Below are 14,580 nucleotides of genomic sequence, written 5' to 3'. Positions count from 1 at the left end.
GGGGTTACAGCCCGCGTTCGCGCAGCTCGCGCATGGCCTTGGCCCGGTTCTTGCGCGACAGGCGGTCCAGGTACAGGTGTCCGTCCAGGTGGTCGCATTCGTGCTGGATGCAACGTCCCATGAGCTCCTCGCCCTCGACGACCACCTTCTTGCCGTCCAGGTCGATGCCCTCGGCGCGCGCGTACCAGGCGCGCTCCGTCGGGTACCACAGGCCGGGCACCGACAGGCAGCCCTCCTCGCCGTCCTGGAACTCGTCCTTGGAGAGCTCGACGATCCGCGGGTTGAGGATGTAGCCGATCTCGCCGTCGATGTGCCAGGAGAAGGCGCGCAGGCTGACGCCGATCTGGTTGGCGGCCAGGCCCGCGCGGCCGTCCTCGTTGACGGTCTCGAGCAGGTCCTCCACCAGTGACTTGACGGAGTCGTCGATATCGGTGATCGGGTCGCACACGGTGCGCAGCACCGGGTCGCCGATAATGCGGATGTCGCGGTATGCCATGGGGCCATCCTCGCACGTTCCGGGGCGCGTCTCGCACTCGGGTGCGCGTCGCCGTCGGTGGCGGCTAGCCTGAGGGGCATGATGGCGCCGATCCGTAAAGCCTCTTCCGCCCGGCCCGCATGGCGCTCCGGCGTTGCCGCGCGCCTGCGTCGCCGCGCCGCGATCCCACCCGTTCTGGCGGCAATGGTGCCCGACGACGGCCCCCTGCTCGGGGCGGTGCCACTGGTTGCGGACGACTCCCGCTGGGCCGCGGCCACCGCCAACTACCTGACGGTTGTCGGCCACGGCGGGGTCGAACTGCGGCGGGGCTGGCATGAGGTTGAGCGCGGCCGCTGGGACGCCCAGGCCGCCACCTTCACCCTCACCTGGACGGATGCGACCCGCCGGCCGCTGGTGCTGACGGTGCCCGAGGCGGTCAGCCGCGGGGAGAAGGCCGTGGCGGTGGATGTCGCCCCGTTCGCCCGCGCGCTGCGGCAGGGGGTCGAGTCGGCCCTGGTGTACGCGGTCACCGGGCAGCTGCCGGGTGGTCGACGTGTAACCGTCAGTGTGCGCCGCGACTCGGATGGTCGCTTGTACACGGCCTCCGACCTGTCGGGCGATGACGCAGCGGCACTGGACGAGGCCGACGGCGCGGCCCTGGAGGAGCTCATCCGGCGCGCCCGCGACGGTGTGGGACTGCCCACAGACTGACTTTCCGGTGGGCTGGCGCCAGGTTGAGCGGCGGGGCCGATTCGACGTCGGCGCCCGCGGCTTGCTAAAGTTCCACCCGCGCCAAGCGCGATCCCGCGTAGCTCAATGGCAGAGCATCCGACTGTTAATCGGAGGGTTGTTGGTTCGAGTCCAACCGCGGGAGCCGAACGTCGGCCTCGCCCTCACGGGCGGGGCTTTTGTCGTCTTCAACCAGCGCGGCGTCCGCGACTGCGGCGCGTGGCTCCGTAAGGCGCTGGATCTGCTCGGAGAGTGCGGCGATCTCACCTTGTAGGTCTGCGACCTGAGCGCGCGTAGCCGCCTCCTGTTCGGCGTTCTCCTCGGTGACCAGGGAGATGATCCAGGAGGCGAGTGTGGCGGTCACCACGCCGATCAGCGCTACGCCGCCAATCATGAGCAGTATTGCGGTGGCTCGGCCGACGGTCGTGACGGGTGCGAGGTCACCGTAACCGACGGTGGTGATGGTGACCAGCGACCACCACAGCGCGTCCGGAAAGCTGGTTATGGAGGCTCCCGGTGCTCCGCGTTCGGCGTCCAATACCGCCAACGAAGCCACGAGGGAGAGCAGTGCCACGCTACCTGCCGTGTAGGCGGTGATCCGTCCTCGCAGGGCGGTCCCGGCGCTGCGCTGAAGGACGCCGACCAGGGCCAACAGCCGTACCAGCCGAAGCGGCCGCAACATGGGCAGCGCCACCATGGCGAGGTCCAGCAGGTGGTGGGTGAACCAGTGGCGACGATCGGAGGCCAGGGCGAGACGGGCACCGTAGTCCACGGCGAACACGACCCAAACGACGTTCATCACCGCCTCGGGGAGACGCCGGGCAGAACCCTGAAGGTCCGCGATCACCTCCCAGGCATAGGCGGTGAGGAAGAGGACGGCGGCGACGATGAGCGGCCACTCGGTGACGTGCTCCCACAACTGCAGACGTCGAGAAGAGTCCTTCGTTTCAGCTGGCATGCCCGTGATCGTAGAGGCAAGCGGACGGCTGATCGCCAAGCGTGCGGCGGAGGGCTGGTGTACCGGTGGGCATCCTGAGGACACCGCCGGCGCCACGGGTCGGCGGTGTGCAAGTGGCGGCCTGTCCCTGCTTGGACCGCCCACGCTCCGTTGGACCGCTGTAACCGGCGGCTACGGCGGTCCAACGGGGGGACAGGGGTCCAACTGGAGGAACGCGGTCCAACTAGGCGCATCCCTCCCTGCGCCTGCAGGACCCGCCGGCCCCTGAGCGCTTGCCCAGTAGGTACACGGTCCTGGCGATGCTGGACCACACGCCGTGATCCGCGCCCGCCGCGGCACCGGCGCGGCCTGAGACGGGTGGCACGTCTTCGGATGCGGTGATGTCGGCCCGGCGGCTGGCATTGCGCCTTCGGCTCTGGCATCATGAAGCCGCACGCCGCGTGCGTCACGCGAAGCGCCCGGATGATTCGAGAACGTTGGGGAAGACGAATCTCGGAACAACCAGGAGGCGATCCCCGTGAACGGTGCCTACACCCGCGGTGTACTTTTCGTGCACTCCGCGCCCCGCGCCCTGTGCCCGCACATCGAGTGGGCCGTGGCCGAGGTGCTGGGTAGCCGCGTCCACTTCGAGTGGACCGAACAGCCCGCCGCACCCGGGATGATGCGCGCCGAGACCAGCTGGGTCGGACGCGTCGGCACCGGCGCCCAACTCACCAGTGCCCTGCGCGGCTGGGCGAACCTCCGCTACGAGGTCACGGAGGAGGCGTCGCCCGGTTACGACGGCGGACGCTGGTCGCACACCCCCGACCTGGGTATCTTCCACGCGCAAACCGACGTGCACGGCAACGTCGTGGTTCCCGAGGACCGGGTGCGTGCCGCCCTGGCCCACGCCGACCAGCCCGCGGTCATGCGCCGCCAGCTCGACCTCGCCCTCGGGCAGGCCTGGGACGACGAACTCGAGCCCTTCCGCTACGCCGGCGCCGGTGCCCCCGTGCGCTGGCTGCACCGAGTCGGCTGAGCCTCCGCGACCGGCCGCCTTGCAGCCCCAGCGCTCCGCCCGCCACTTCTACCGACCTCGGTACGTAAGATCAACCGACCTCGGTGGTTTTGGCCACCGGTCTTGGGGCGGGCGGGCCCACCGGTCTTGGTGACTTGGGAAGCTAGGGAAGGCGGGTGAAGGCGAGCGCCACGTTGTGGCCGCCGAAGCCGAAGGACGTGCTCACGGCCGCCTCCAGCCCGTGGGCATCCCGTCCCTCCGGCCCCACCACATCCAGGCCGAGTCCCGTGATGGCTGGGTCGACGCCACCGGGCAGCAGCGTCGGCGGCAGCCGACGCTCGTACAGCGCCATCACCGTCAGCACCGCCTCCAGGCCACCCGCCCCGCCGAGCAGATGCCCGGTGGCGGACTTGGTCGCCGACACGCCCGCCCCGGGCACGGTCCGCGCCAGCACCGCCGCCTCCACCGCGTCGCCCGCGAGCGTGGAGGTGGCGTGGGCGTTGACGTGCCCGACCTGTGCGGCCTCCAGCCCGGCGCGCTGCAAGGCCAGGCGCAGCGCCCGCTCCTGCTGGGCACCGCCTGGCTCCGGGCGCACGGCGTCGTAGGCGTCGGCCGTGACCGCGCTCCCGGCCAGGACCGCCAGCGCACGCGCGCCCCGCGCGGCCGCATGCTCGGCCGCCTCCAGCACCAGCACGCCGGCCCCCTCACCCAGCACGAAGCCGTCCCGATCCGGAGCGAATGGGCGCGAGGCGCCGGCCGGGTCGTCATTGCGGGTGGACAGGGCGCGCATGGCGGCGAAGGCCGCCATCACCATCGGGTGCAGGGCGGCGTCCGTGCCGCCGGCGACGACGACGTCGGCGCGGCCCAGGGCGATCAGGTCGGCCCCGTAGGCGATCGCCTCCGCCCCAGACGCGCACGCCGATACCGGCGCGTGCACGCCGGCCTGCGCCCCCAGCTCCAGCCCCACCGCGGCGGCCGGCGCATTGGGCATGAGCGCCGGAATGGCCGTCGGCGGCACCCGCCGCGGCCCCTGCTCGCGCAGGGCGTCCCAGGTACCCATGACGGACAGCACCGGCCCGATGCCGGGCGACACGGACACCGCCAGCCGCTCGGGATCCGCCTCCGGGGCACCGGCGGCCGCCCACGCCTCGCGGGCGGCCACCAGCGCGCATTGGCTGGACCGGTCCAGCCGACGCCGCTGCCGGGCGGACAGCTGCGTGGCGGGGTCGACGGCGAGCGCTGCGGCGATCCGCACGGGCAGGTCGCCCGCCCAGTCGGATTCCAGTGCGTGCACCGCCGAGCGGCCGGCGTGCAGCGCCCGCCACGTGCCGGGCGCGTCTCCGGCCAGCGGGTTGGTGCTTCCCAGCCCGGTTACGACGACGGCGCGTGGATCGAGGGCGGATGCGGGCGACACGGGCTGCTCGGGGACGTCGAGAGGGACGGAGAGCGTCAGCGCTTCTGAGCGCCCACGAGGTCCACGAGTGCGCCAACGGTTTTCACGGTAGGAATGAGCGCGTCGTCGAGTGTGATGCCGAAGCGTTCCTCCACCTGGGTGGCGATGGTCAGCAGCCCCAGGGAGTCGATGTCGAGGTCGTCGGCGAAACGGGTCTCCGGCGAGACCAGTGTGGTGTCCACGTCGGCCTCTTCCGCGACGATTTCGGTAACGGCGGCGAGGATATCGGTGGGGGCGTCGGCCATGGCGTTCTCCTTGATGTTTTCGTGCTGATGGGCTTGGTTGTGAAGGATCGGTGGTGTTGGGGCCGGTCCGGGCGGCTAGTGCGCGTTGCCGGCGGCGAGCCGGCCGACGATCACCGCCAGGTGCAGCACCAGGCCGTCGCGGGCGTCGGTCGCGTCCCAACCGGTCTGCTTGCTGACTCGCCCCAGCCGGTAGCGGACGGTGTTGGCGTGGACGAACAGAGTACGCGCCGTCATCTCCAGGCTCCGGCCCAGTGCCAGGTAGGTGGCGACGGTCTCCTCGTAGAGCTCGCCCATCTCCCGCAGCGGTTCGGTTACCAGCGCCCGAATCTGTTCGACCGCCAGCGGGTCGCCGTCGAGTAGGCGTTCGGGCAGCAGGTCGTCGGCGCGCACCGGGTTGGGGGCCTCGGCCCAGCCGGGCAGCGCACGCAGCCCCGCCAGCGCCGAGCGCAGGGACCGGCCGGCCTGGGCGACGCCGTCGACCACCGGCCCGATCACCACCGCCCCGTCCAGTTCCGCGGCGATGCGGTCGGCGGCGGCGAGCAGCTGTGTCCGTTGCGCCGCGGCATCGGTCGGCTCATCGGCGGAATCGCCGCCGAGTACCACGATCACCGAGTCGCTGTGCACCGAGACCAGGCAGTCCTGCGCCCACTGGCGGCACTCGTGCCGCAGCCGGGAAGTGGCCAGGGCATCCAGCACCGTGCGCGCCACGATGGCGACGACGGGCCCGGTGCCGCGCCAGCCGGCGGCGCCGGCGCGGGTGGCGGCGTCGTCGGCGGAGTCGTGCAGCATCGCGTCGACCGCCACCGACTCCAGACGGGCGTCCCAGGCGCCGCGGGCCTCGGCCACGCGGGCGTACACCTTCGCCGCGGCGAAGCCGACGTCGCGGCCGAAGGTGAGTACCCGCACCCGGACGGCGTCATGCCCGGCGGCCGGGACGACGTTGGGGGCCTCCTCCTCGACGACGTCGACGACGGTGCGCACCAGATCCAGGGTCTGCTCCAGCGTCACGGCGCCGGTCAGCGCAACCGGGGCGACGTTGAAGATGCCTGAGGGGTCCACCTCCGCGCCCCGCTCACCCACCGAGTCCACGAACATGGTCACGCCCACCCGTGCCACCTTCTGAATCTGGTCGCGCGAGGCGGATGACAGCGTGTGATACCAGGGGAGGGCCGCGCTGATGCGGTCCAGGGAATGCTCGATGAGCGTGTTCTGCGCCTCCCGCAGGGCCGTGACGGCCGGGGCGCTGAGCTGGTCCATGCGCCGATGCTAGCGGCCCTTGCCGCCGGGGACGGAATGCCGGCGGACGGCGCTGCGCGGCACCCGCAGGCGCGCGGGCCGGTAAGGTCGGCAGGGTGCGGGGCAGGCGCCGTCGACTCCCCGCGGGGCACCCCGGCCGACGGCGGTGAGCGCCCCGCGGCGCGGACGGAGGAATCATGACCCCAGCCACCACAGCCACCCGTACCGAGGAGGACCTGCTGGGCACCCGGCAGGTGCCCCTGGACGCCTACTGGGGGATCCACACCCTGCGTGCCACCGAGAACTTCCGCATCTCCAAGGAGACCGTGGGGGACCAGGAGGAGTTCGTGCGCGGCATGGTGGAGGTCAAGCAGGCCTCCGCCCTAACCAACAAGGAACTGGGCACCGTCGCCGAGGACATCGCCGACGCGATCGTGTGGGCCTGCGAGCAGGTGCTGAAGGCGGGCCGCTGCCTGGACCAGTTCCCGATCGACGTCTTCCAGGGCGGCGCCGGCACCAGCGTCAACATGAACACCAACGAGGTCATCGCCAACCTCGCCCTGGAGCACCTGGGCTATGCCAAGGGCCGCTACGACATCGTCAACCCCAACGACCACGTCAACAAGTCCCAGTCCACCAACGACGCCTACCCCACCGGCTTCCGGCTGGGCATGTACCGGGCCGTCAACGCCCTGGAGATGGACCTGTGCGACCTGATCGACGCCCTGCTGGCCAAGGGCAAGGAGTTCGCCGACGTGCTCAAGATGGGGCGCACCCAGCTGCAGGACGCCGTCCCCATGAGTCTGGGTTCGGAGTTCCGCGCCTTCGCCGAGTTGTTGGACGAGGAGATCCCGCGGCTGATGAACAACTCGGCGCTGCTGCTGGAGGCCAACCTGGGGGCCACCGCGATCGGCACCGGACTGAACACCCCGCCCGGCTACCGGGAGGCGGTGGTACGCCACCTGGCGGAAGTCACCGGGCTGCGGATCACCGGCGCCCACAACCTGCTGGAGGCCACCGGCGACACCGGCGCCTACGTGTCCATGCACGCCGCCATCAAGCGCCTGGCCGTGAAGCTGTCCAAGATTTGCAACGACCTGCGGCTGCTGTCCTCCGGGCCGCGGGCGGGGCTGGCCGAGATCCGACTGCCGGAGCGGCAGGCCGGCTCCTCGATCATGCCCGCCAAGGTCAACCCGGTCATCCCCGAGGTGGTCAACCAGGTCTGCTTTAAGGTGATCGGCAACGACCTGACGGTGACGATGGCCGCGGAGGCCGGGCAGCTGCAGCTCAACGTGATGGAGCCGGTGATCGCCCAGGCCTGCTTCGAGTCCATCCGCCTGCTGCGCCACGCGCTGGTGACGCTCAAGGACCTGTGCGTGGTGGGAATTCAGGCCAACGCGGAGGTCTGCCGCCGCAACGTCATGAACTCCATCGGCATCGTCACCTATTTGAACGAGGTGATCGGCCACCACAATGGCGACCTGGTGGGTCGCGAATGCGCCCGTTCCGGACGCAACGTGCGCGAGGTCGTGCTGGAGATGGGCCTGCTTGACGAGGCCACGCTCGACGAACTGCTCAGCCCGGAGAACCTGATGCGCCCCCGCTACCGGGACGCGCACTACTACTCCGGCACCGACCCCGACGTGCGTGCCGTGGCTGAAGACTGACTGAAGGAGCTGCGGCGGCGTCGGCGAGCCGAGACTCGCCGACGCCGCCGCACGCCCCACGGGCAGCGGCTCAGGCCTCCCCGCCCTGAGCGCCGGAGCGACCCGCGGAGACGTCCTCGAGCCGGTAGCGGGCGATCGCCTGGGCGACCGCGGACCGATCCACCTGCCCCTGCTCGGCCAACGCCTGCAGCGCCTTGACGACGACGGATTCGGCGTCGATCAGATAGTGGCGGCGCGCGGCCGCGCGCGTGTCGGAGAAACCGAAGCCGTCCGCGCCGAGGGTGTGGAAGTCGCCGGGCACCCAGGCGCGGATCTGGTCGGGCACCAGGTGGTCGAAGTCGCTGGTGGCGACGAACGGCCCGGAGGCGTCCGCCAGCTTGGCGGTCACGTACGGGGTGCGCGCCGGCTGGTCCGGGTGCAGGAAGTTGTGCTGGTCGGCCTCCAGGGCCTCGCGGCGCAGCTCGTTCCAGCTGGTCACCGACCACACGCCTGCGCGTACGCCCCAGTCCTCGGCCAGCAGGCGGCGGGCCTCACGGACCCACGGCACCGCCACCCCGGAGGCGAGCAACTGCACCTCGGGCCCGTCGCCGTCGGGCGCATCGTCCAGCCGGTAGATGCCGCGCAGGATTCCCTCGACGTCGACGCCGTCCGGTTCGGCGGGCTGCACGATCGGCTCGTTGTAAACCGTCAGGTAGTACATGACGTCCCGGTTGCGGCCGGTCTCCGGCCCGTACCAGCGCTGCAGCGCGTCGCGCACAATGTGGCGGATCTCGTAGGCGTAGGCCGGGTCGTAGGAGACCACCGCCTCGTTGGTGGCGGCCAGCAGCGGGGAGTGCCCGTCCATATGCTGGGTGCCCTCACCGGTCAGCGTGGTGCGGCCGGCGGTCGCCCCGATGATGAAACCGCGGGTCAGCTGGTCGCCGGCCGCCCAGAACTGGTCGGCGGTGCGCTGGAAACCGAACATCGAGTAGAAGATGTACACGGGTATCATCGGCTCGCCGTGGGTGGCGTAACTGGTGCCGATCACCTGGAACAGGGCCGCGGAGCCGGCCTCATTGATGCCGGTGTGCATGATCTGCCCGGCAGTGGACTCCCGGTAGGACAGCATCATTTCCGCATCCACCGGCGTGTAGTGCTGTCCCTGCGTGTTGAAGATCTTGCGGGTTGGGAACAGCGACTCCAGGCCGAAGGTGCGCGACTCGTCCGGGACGATCGGCACGATGCGCCGCCCGATGTGCTCGTCCTTGATCAGTTCCTTCAACAGCCGCACGAAGGCCATGGTGCTGGCGACCTGCTGCTTGCCGGAGCCGCCCTTGAGGATGTCGTAGGAGGCCTCGTCCGGCAGCTGCAGCTGCGTGCCCGGATCGCGGCGCTCGGGCAGGAAGCCGCCCAGCTTGCGCCGTCGGTCGAGCATGTAGGCCAGCGCCGGGTCGTCGGGCTCGGGCCGGTAGTAGGGCGGCCGCTTCGGGTCGGCCTCGAGCTGGGCGTCGGTGATGGGAATGTGCAGGCGGTCGCGCAGCCCCTTGAGGTCCTCCAGGCTCAACTTCTTCATCTGGTGGGTGGCGTTGCGGCCGGCGAAGTGGGAACCCAGCAGGTAGCCCTTGACGGTGTGGGCCAGGATGACCGTGGGCTGTCCCTTGTGCTCGGTGGCGGCCTTATAGGCGGCGTACATCTTGTGGTAGTCGTTGCCGCCCCGCTGCAGCGCCCAGATCTCCTCATCGGTCCAGTTCTCCACCAGCGCGGTGGTGCGCGGGTCGCGGCCGAAGAAGTGCTCGCGCACGTAGGCGCCGTCGTTGGCCTTGAAGGTCTGATAGTCGCCGTCGAGCGTCTCCATCATCAGGTGCTCCAGGGCATGGTCCTTGTCGGCCGCGAGCAGCCGGTCCCAGCCGCGGCCCCAGATCACCTTGATGACGTTCCAGCCGGCGCCCTTGAAGCAGGCCTCCAGCTCCTGAATGATCTTGCCGTTTCCGCGCACCGGGCCGTCCAGGCGCTGGAGGTTGCAGTTGACCACGAAGGTGAGGTTGTCCAGCTGCTGGGAGGCGGCCAGCTGCAGCATGCCGCGCGATTCGGGCTCGTCCATTTCCCCGTCGCCCAGGAACGCCCAGGTGTGCTGGGAGGAGGTGTCCTTGATGCCGGCACCCTGCAGGTAGCGGTCGAACCAGGCCTGGTAGATGGCCTCCGCCGGCCCCAGGCCCATGGATACAGTCGGGTACTCCCAGAAGTCCTCCATGCGCCGCGGGTGCGGGTAGGAGGGGAGTCCGCGTCCGCCCGCCGGGCGGGAGACCTCCTGGCGGAAGCCGTCCAGGTCCGCCTCGCTCAGGCGGCCCTCCAGGAACGCGCGGGCGTAGTTGCCGGGGGAGGCGTGCCCCTGGAAGAACACGTGGTCGCCGCCCCCGGGGTGGTTCTTGCCGCGGAAGAAGTGGTTGAAGCCGACCTCGTACAGGGTGGCGGTGGAGGCGTAGGAGGAGATGTGCCCGCCGACGCCGATGCCGGGACGCTGCGCGCGGGTGACCATGACGGCGGCATTCCACCGCAGCCAGCGGCGGTAGGTGCGCTCGACGTCCTCGTCGCCCGGGTAGTAGGGCTCATCGATGACGTCGATGGTGTTGATGTACGGGGTGGTGGTCTGGGCGGGCACGCGCACGTTCTTGCGGCGCGCCTCCGCCAGCAGATTCAGCAGGATGAAGCGGGCCCGGGGGCCGCCCCGCTCTTCGATGAGGGCATCTAGCGAGTCTCGCCACTCGGCGGTCTCCTGCGGGTCATTGTCCGCGACCTTGTGCAGCAGACCGTCGATCAAGGGCGGGTTTTCGTTGGTGGGGCTCACGGAGATTCTCCTTCTTCGTATCCGCGACCAGCGGGGCTAATCTATGCGGTCCGCGTCCCGCAGCACACCCCAAATCGGGAATAAGGTCCCAGGTGAGGCGTGATGTCGAACACCTCATAATACGTGGGGATTCATAGAAGAGCGACAGCAGGCGCAAGGTAGTCGAGCCGTTCGGGCGTGTTCGCTTGCGCCGAGCGGGTCCGGTGCGATGGGCTATCCCCGTAGTCATTTCGGCGCGTCACAGCGGCAGCCGAGAAGCGGGCCATCCAGCCCAGGCACGGAATGGAGAGGACAACAGTGACGAGTACAGCGGCCGGAGCCTTCGGCTTCGCCCCCGGTCTCATCATCCAGGAGTTCGGATACGACGACGACGTCGACGAGACCCTGCGTCAGGCCGCCCAGGCGCAGACCGGTACCGAACTGGTAGACGAGGACTTTGAGGACGTCGCCGACTCCGCCATCATCTGGTGGCGCGATGACGACGGCGACATCGACGACCTGACCGACCTGCTGGTCGACGCCCAAACCAACCTCGACGGCGACGGCCTGGTTTGGGTGCTCACCCCCAAGGCGCGCACCACCGGCGCGGTCGACGCCACCGAAATCGAGGAGGCGGCCCGCACCGCCGGCATGCACGCCACCTCGGCCGCCTCCATGGGCGAGCATTGGAGTGGCATCCGCGTCTCGAGCCGGCGGCACTGAGAGCGCCGCAGCTGGCGTAGAGTATGTGCCCACGCCACCGGCAAGGGCGCCGGCGGCGCAAATGGACCTGTAGCTCAGCTGGTAGAGCAACGCGTTTACACCGCGTAGGTCGTCGGTTCGAGCCCGGCCGGGTCCACTGCTTAAGGCTCTGCAGGAGTTTCCGTGTCCCGCTTACCCCAGTCCAAGCGCTCCCTGCGGGCGGTGGGCGTCGTCGTCGGGGTGCTGGCGGCCGCGGAGGCCGTCTCCTGGGCCGCCTCTCACTGCCTGCTCGGTGAGGCCGACGACGCCGCGGTCGCGTCCGGGGGAGAGGCGGTGGTGGTGCTCGGCCACGCCGACCCCGGCCCGACCGCCGGCAGGGACAATCGTCGGCGCGTGCGGGCCGGGCTGCGCAGTCGTCGGCTGCCCGACTCCCGGCTGATCCTTTCCGGCGGGGCGGTGGCCGGAGCTGTGCCGGAGGCCGAACTCATGGCCCGATACGCCACCGACCGCCTCGGTTATGCCGGTCCGCTGGAGCTGGAGACCACCAGCCGTTCCACCTGGGAGAACATCGCCGCCGTGATCCCAATCATCGAGGACGCCGGTCGCATCATCATCGTCTCCGAGCCCGTGCATGCGCTCAAGGCCCGCCTGTTCCTACGGCGGCAGCGCCCCGACCTGGCGGCCCGCCTGGCTCGGGCGCGCGATTACCGGGCGGGGGAGGACCTGCCGCACAAGCCCGCCGTGGTGGCACTGGGCCTGGTGGACCTGGGACTGTCGGTATGGGTGCCCGGTTGGGCGTGCAACTCCGCCACCGGCCTGGCCGGGGCGCGCCGCCTGCTCGCGGGTGTTCAGCCCAGACGGTCCAGGAAGCCTCCCAGGCGATCCAGCCCCTCGGTAATCTCCTCACGCGCGGCGGCGTAGGACAGGCGCACGTGCGTCTCCGCGGTGCGCACCCCGAAGTCGCGTCCCGGCGTCAGCGCGACATGCGCCTCCTCCAGCGCCCGCATGCAGAAGTCCCAGGAGGACAGGCCCGTGTGGGAGACGTCGAAGTAGATGTAGAAGGCGCCGTCGGGCTCCACCGGCACCTCCATCCCCAGCGCGCGCAGCCGATCGAGGGTCATCCCGCGTCGCTGAACCAGCTCGACTCGGTGCTCCTCGCACAGGGCGAGCGAATCGGGGGTGAATGCCTCCAGGGCCGCGAGTTGAGCCGGCGTGGGGGCGCACAGGAAGTAGTTGACCGCCAGGTTGCGGGCCGGAGCGACCAGCTCCTCCGGCACCACCAGCCAACCCAACCGCCAGCCGGTCATCCCGAAGTACTTCGAGAAGCTGGATACCACGATCGCATCCGGGTCTGTCGCCAGCACGGTGCGGGCCGGGCGCCCCTGCGCATCCGGGTCCGCCAGGCCGAGGTAGATCTCGTCCACGATCCGCCAGGCCCCCCGCGCGCGTGCCGCCTCGCACAGCCGCCCCAACTCGTCATGGGGGATGGACGTGCCTGTGGGGTTCGACGGCGTGGCCATCTGGACGGCATTGGTGTACGGCGTCCAAGCGGTCTCCATGGACTCCAGGCTCAACTGGTAGCGGGTCTCCGGGAAGGTGGGGGCCAGCACGACGCGCCCGCCGAAGGAGTCGACCAGTTCGCGGTTGCACGGATAGCAGGGGTCGGCGATCACGACGTCGTCGCCCGGTTCGGCGGTCAAGGCGGTGGCGAGCAGCAGGGCGGAGGAGGCGCCGGAGGTGATCAGAATGCGCTCCGGGTCCACCTCCACGCCGTGGTGCTCCCGGTAGAAGCCCACGATCGCCTGGCGCAGCGCGAGCAGACCCTCGGCGGGCGTATACGGCAGGTCCTGCCCGGCTACGACGCTGAGCGCCTGGCGCACCGCCGGCGGGGCGCCGAAGCTGGGCTCACCCAGGCTGAGTTTTGCCACCGACTCGCCGCGCGCCTCGATCTCGCGAGCGCGGGCACCGATACTCATGGCGTGGAATGGCGGTGCGGAAGTGGCGCGCTGCGCGGGCTTCATGGTTCTCTTCCCGAGACGTGTGCGCCGGGCTGGGCGCGCGAAACATGACAAGCGGCGGTGTGAGGGTAGCCCCTCCTAGTAGATGACACACGGGGGCCGGGATGGGAAATGCGCCACCCGTGTCCCCTGCTAGTGTGAGCACGTCGGCCGCACGACCGACGCCGAAGTCGCCCCCCGCGCCGGGACGCCTTCTCGCGCCCCCTTAGCTCAGTGGTTAGAGCAGCGAGCTTATACCTCGTCCGTGCCTGATAAGCACATGGTCCTGGGTTCGAATCCCAGAGGGGGTACCGGATTGCAGATGCTGGCCCCTGTGGTGGAACGGTAGACACGGCGACCTTAAAAGTCGCTGCCTGAGGGCATGCGGGTTCGATCCCCGCCAGGGGCACCGGCCGCTAACCTGGCCCCATGACCGATCCTTGCGACGCCGCCGCGGCGGCCACGACCACCCGGCCTCTGACCGTCGGGGAGGTGGAGGCCCTGCTGCGCGCGGCCGCCCCACCGCAGCTGGCGGAGTCGTGGGACTCCAATCAGTTGATCTGCGGCGACCCGGACGAGCCGGTACGCAGCATCCTGCTGGCCGTCGACCCGGTCGGCGTCGTCGTCGACGAGGCCGTGGCGCGGGGTGCGGACATGATCATCACGCATCACCCCCTGTACCTGCGCGGCACCGATCATGTTTCCGCGACCGACCCGAAGGGCAAGGTCGTGCACCGCCTGGTGCGCGCCGGGATTGCGCTGGCGAACGCCCACACCACGCTGGACGCCGCCCACGGGGGCGTGGCCGCGGCGCTCGCCGACCGCGTCGGCCTGCTGGACACGCGTCCCCTGCAGCCCAACCCCGAGGACCCGACCCAGGGGATCGGGCGCGTGGGTGCGCTCCCGGCGCCCACCCGGCTGCGGGACTTCGCCGCCGTCGTCGCCGCCGCCCTGCCGGACTCCGCCCCCGGCCTGCTCGTGGGCGGTGAACTGGACGCCGTCGTCGAGACGGTTGCGGTCTCCGGCGGCGCCGGCGACTCACTGCTGGGGACGGCTCGCGCCGCCGGCGCCGACGTATTCCTGACCGCCGACCTGCGTCACCATCCGGCCAGCGAGCACCTCGAGGCCGGTCGCCCCTACCTGCTGTGCGGCACGCACTGGGCGACCGAGTGGGTCGGGCTGCCGCCGCTGGCCGCCCGGCTCGAGGCGGCGGCGCACGCGCGCGGGCATAGACTCTCCACACACGTGTCGCAGACCGTCACCGACCCGTGGGTACTGCGTCTGAGCACCGGTAGCTGAACCGGCGGCGGATGCGGCC

General features: G+C 70.5%; 13 protein-coding genes and 4 tRNA genes. 10 read left to right on the top strand and 7 right to left on the bottom strand.

The window, feature by feature from the left end; genetic code table 11:
• Positions 1–4: 4 nt before the first annotated feature.
• Entirely contained in the window at positions 5–496 is a 492-nt protein-coding gene (gene def, locus BN1056_RS06585; protein ID WP_073331741.1) for a peptide deformylase, read from the bottom strand.
• A gap of 78 nt (positions 497–574) precedes the next feature.
• Between def and BN1056_RS06580 the strand changes: the two genes are divergently transcribed.
• Positions 575–1,186, top strand: coding sequence for a hypothetical protein (locus BN1056_RS06580; RefSeq protein ID WP_244671559.1), 612 nt, complete (start codon positions 575–577; stop codon positions 1,184–1,186).
• A 91-nt stretch (positions 1,187–1,277) separates the two neighbouring features.
• Positions 1,278–1,349, top strand: a tRNA-Asn gene (locus BN1056_RS06575).
• Here the strand turns inward: BN1056_RS06575 and BN1056_RS15005 are convergent.
• Complete coding sequence (locus tag BN1056_RS15005) at positions 1,311–1,886, bottom strand: potassium channel family protein (protein ID WP_425306112.1); 576 nt, start codon at positions 1,884–1,886, stop codon at positions 1,311–1,313. The genes BN1056_RS06575 and BN1056_RS15005 overlap by 39 nt on opposite strands.
• 793 nt (positions 1,887–2,679) lie before the next feature.
• Between BN1056_RS15005 and BN1056_RS06565 the strand changes: the two genes are divergently transcribed.
• Positions 2,680–3,180 carry a DUF3145 domain-containing protein gene (locus tag BN1056_RS06565; protein WP_073331744.1) on the top strand — a complete coding sequence of 167 codons (501 nt, stop codon included), beginning with the start codon at positions 2,680–2,682 and terminating at the stop codon, positions 3,178–3,180.
• Positions 3,181–3,322: 142 nt separating this feature from the next.
• Here the strand turns inward: BN1056_RS06565 and BN1056_RS06560 are convergent, their stop codons facing one another.
• From BN1056_RS06560 to BN1056_RS06550, 3 genes are all read right to left on the bottom strand, one after another.
• Positions 3,323–4,573 (bottom strand): beta-ketoacyl-[acyl-carrier-protein] synthase family protein, encoded by a 1,251-nt coding sequence (locus BN1056_RS06560; protein ID WP_210579905.1) that lies wholly within the window; start codon positions 4,571–4,573, stop codon positions 3,323–3,325.
• 35 nt (positions 4,574–4,608) lie between these two features.
• A complete protein-coding gene (locus BN1056_RS06555; RefSeq protein ID WP_210579904.1) occupies positions 4,609–4,857 on the bottom strand; it encodes an acyl carrier protein in 249 nt (82 codons plus the stop codon).
• A gap of 75 nt (positions 4,858–4,932) precedes the next feature.
• On the bottom strand, positions 4,933–6,114 hold the full coding sequence (locus tag BN1056_RS06550) for a PucR family transcriptional regulator (RefSeq protein ID WP_210579903.1): 1,182 nt from the start codon (positions 6,112–6,114) through the stop codon (positions 4,933–4,935).
• 176 nt (positions 6,115–6,290) lie between these two features.
• Between BN1056_RS06550 and aspA the strand changes: the two genes are divergently transcribed.
• Positions 6,291–7,760, top strand: a complete 1,470-nt coding sequence (gene aspA, locus BN1056_RS06545; protein ID WP_210579902.1) for an aspartate ammonia-lyase — start codon at positions 6,291–6,293, stop codon at positions 7,758–7,760.
• Positions 7,761–7,830: 70 nt separating this feature from the next.
• Here the strand turns inward: aspA and aceE are convergent, their stop codons facing one another.
• On the bottom strand, positions 7,831–10,584 hold the full coding sequence (gene aceE, locus BN1056_RS06540; RefSeq protein ID WP_210579900.1) for a pyruvate dehydrogenase (acetyl-transferring), homodimeric type: 2,754 nt from the start codon (positions 10,582–10,584) through the stop codon (positions 7,831–7,833).
• Positions 10,585–10,881: 297 nt separating this feature from the next.
• Between aceE and BN1056_RS06535 the strand changes: the two genes are divergently transcribed.
• From BN1056_RS06535 to BN1056_RS14965, 3 genes are all read left to right on the top strand, one after another.
• Positions 10,882–11,286: a DUF3052 domain-containing protein gene (locus tag BN1056_RS06535; RefSeq protein ID WP_073331760.1), complete on the top strand. Its 405-nt coding sequence runs from the start codon at positions 10,882–10,884 to the stop codon at positions 11,284–11,286.
• A gap of 63 nt (positions 11,287–11,349) precedes the next feature.
• Positions 11,350–11,422: transfer RNA gene (locus BN1056_RS06530), tRNA-Val, on the top strand.
• Between the two features lie 26 nt (positions 11,423–11,448).
• Positions 11,449–12,186 (top strand): YdcF family protein, encoded by a 738-nt coding sequence (locus tag BN1056_RS14965; RefSeq protein WP_273042302.1) that lies wholly within the window; start codon positions 11,449–11,451, stop codon positions 12,184–12,186.
• Here BN1056_RS14965 and BN1056_RS06520 read toward each other — a convergent pair.
• Complete coding sequence (locus BN1056_RS06520) at positions 12,114–13,286, bottom strand: aminotransferase class I/II-fold pyridoxal phosphate-dependent enzyme (RefSeq protein ID WP_210579898.1); 1,173 nt, start codon at positions 13,284–13,286, stop codon at positions 12,114–12,116. The two genes, BN1056_RS14965 and BN1056_RS06520, sit on opposite strands and share 73 nt — an antisense overlap.
• Positions 13,287–13,482: 196 nt before the next feature.
• On the opposite strand from BN1056_RS06520, the gene BN1056_RS06515 reads away from it, so the two are divergent.
• The 3 genes from BN1056_RS06515 to BN1056_RS06505 all read left to right on the top strand — a co-directional run bounded on the left by BN1056_RS06515 (position 13,483) and on the right by BN1056_RS06505 (position 14,561).
• Positions 13,483–13,573 (top strand) — tRNA-Ile (locus BN1056_RS06515).
• 17 nt (positions 13,574–13,590) lie between these two features.
• Positions 13,591–13,671: transfer RNA gene (locus tag BN1056_RS06510), tRNA-Leu, on the top strand.
• Between the two features lie 20 nt (positions 13,672–13,691).
• On the top strand, positions 13,692–14,561 hold the full coding sequence (locus BN1056_RS06505) for a Nif3-like dinuclear metal center hexameric protein (protein WP_210579896.1): 870 nt from the start codon (positions 13,692–13,694) through the stop codon (positions 14,559–14,561).
• The last annotated feature ends 19 nt before the right edge of the window (positions 14,562–14,580 follow it).

The sequence above is a fragment of the Actinomyces succiniciruminis genome (assembly GCF_900002405.1).
Classification (GTDB): Bacteria; Actinomycetota; Actinomycetes; order Actinomycetales; family Actinomycetaceae; genus Actinomyces; species Actinomyces succiniciruminis.
The sequence above is the reverse complement of the archived record's forward strand: the minus strand, read 5'-3'. Positions and strand labels throughout refer to the sequence as shown.

Bases quoted from the DNA above. Each gene is read 5' to 3' on its own strand.
- def (WP_073331741.1), bottom strand. From the start codon at position 496: ATGGCATACCGCGACATCCGCATTATCGGCGACCCGGTGCTGCGCACC.
- BN1056_RS06580 (WP_244671559.1), top strand. From the start codon at position 575: ATGATGGCGCCGATCCGTAAAGCCTCTTCCGCCCGGCCCGCATGGCGC.
- BN1056_RS15005 (WP_425306112.1), bottom strand. From the start codon at position 1,886: ATGTTGCGGCCGCTTCGGCTGGTACGGCTGTTGGCCCTGGTCGGCGTC.
- BN1056_RS06555 (WP_210579904.1), bottom strand. From the start codon at position 4,857: ATGGCCGACGCCCCCACCGATATCCTCGCCGCCGTTACCGAAATCGTC.
- BN1056_RS06550 (WP_210579903.1), bottom strand. From the start codon at position 6,114: ATGGACCAGCTCAGCGCCCCGGCCGTCACGGCCCTGCGGGAGGCGCAG.
- aspA (WP_210579902.1), top strand. From the start codon at position 6,291: ATGACCCCAGCCACCACAGCCACCCGTACCGAGGAGGACCTGCTGGGC.
- BN1056_RS06520 (WP_210579898.1), bottom strand. From the start codon at position 13,286: ATGAAGCCCGCGCAGCGCGCCACTTCCGCACCGCCATTCCACGCCATG.
- BN1056_RS06505 (WP_210579896.1), top strand. From the start codon at position 13,692: ATGACCGATCCTTGCGACGCCGCCGCGGCGGCCACGACCACCCGGCCT.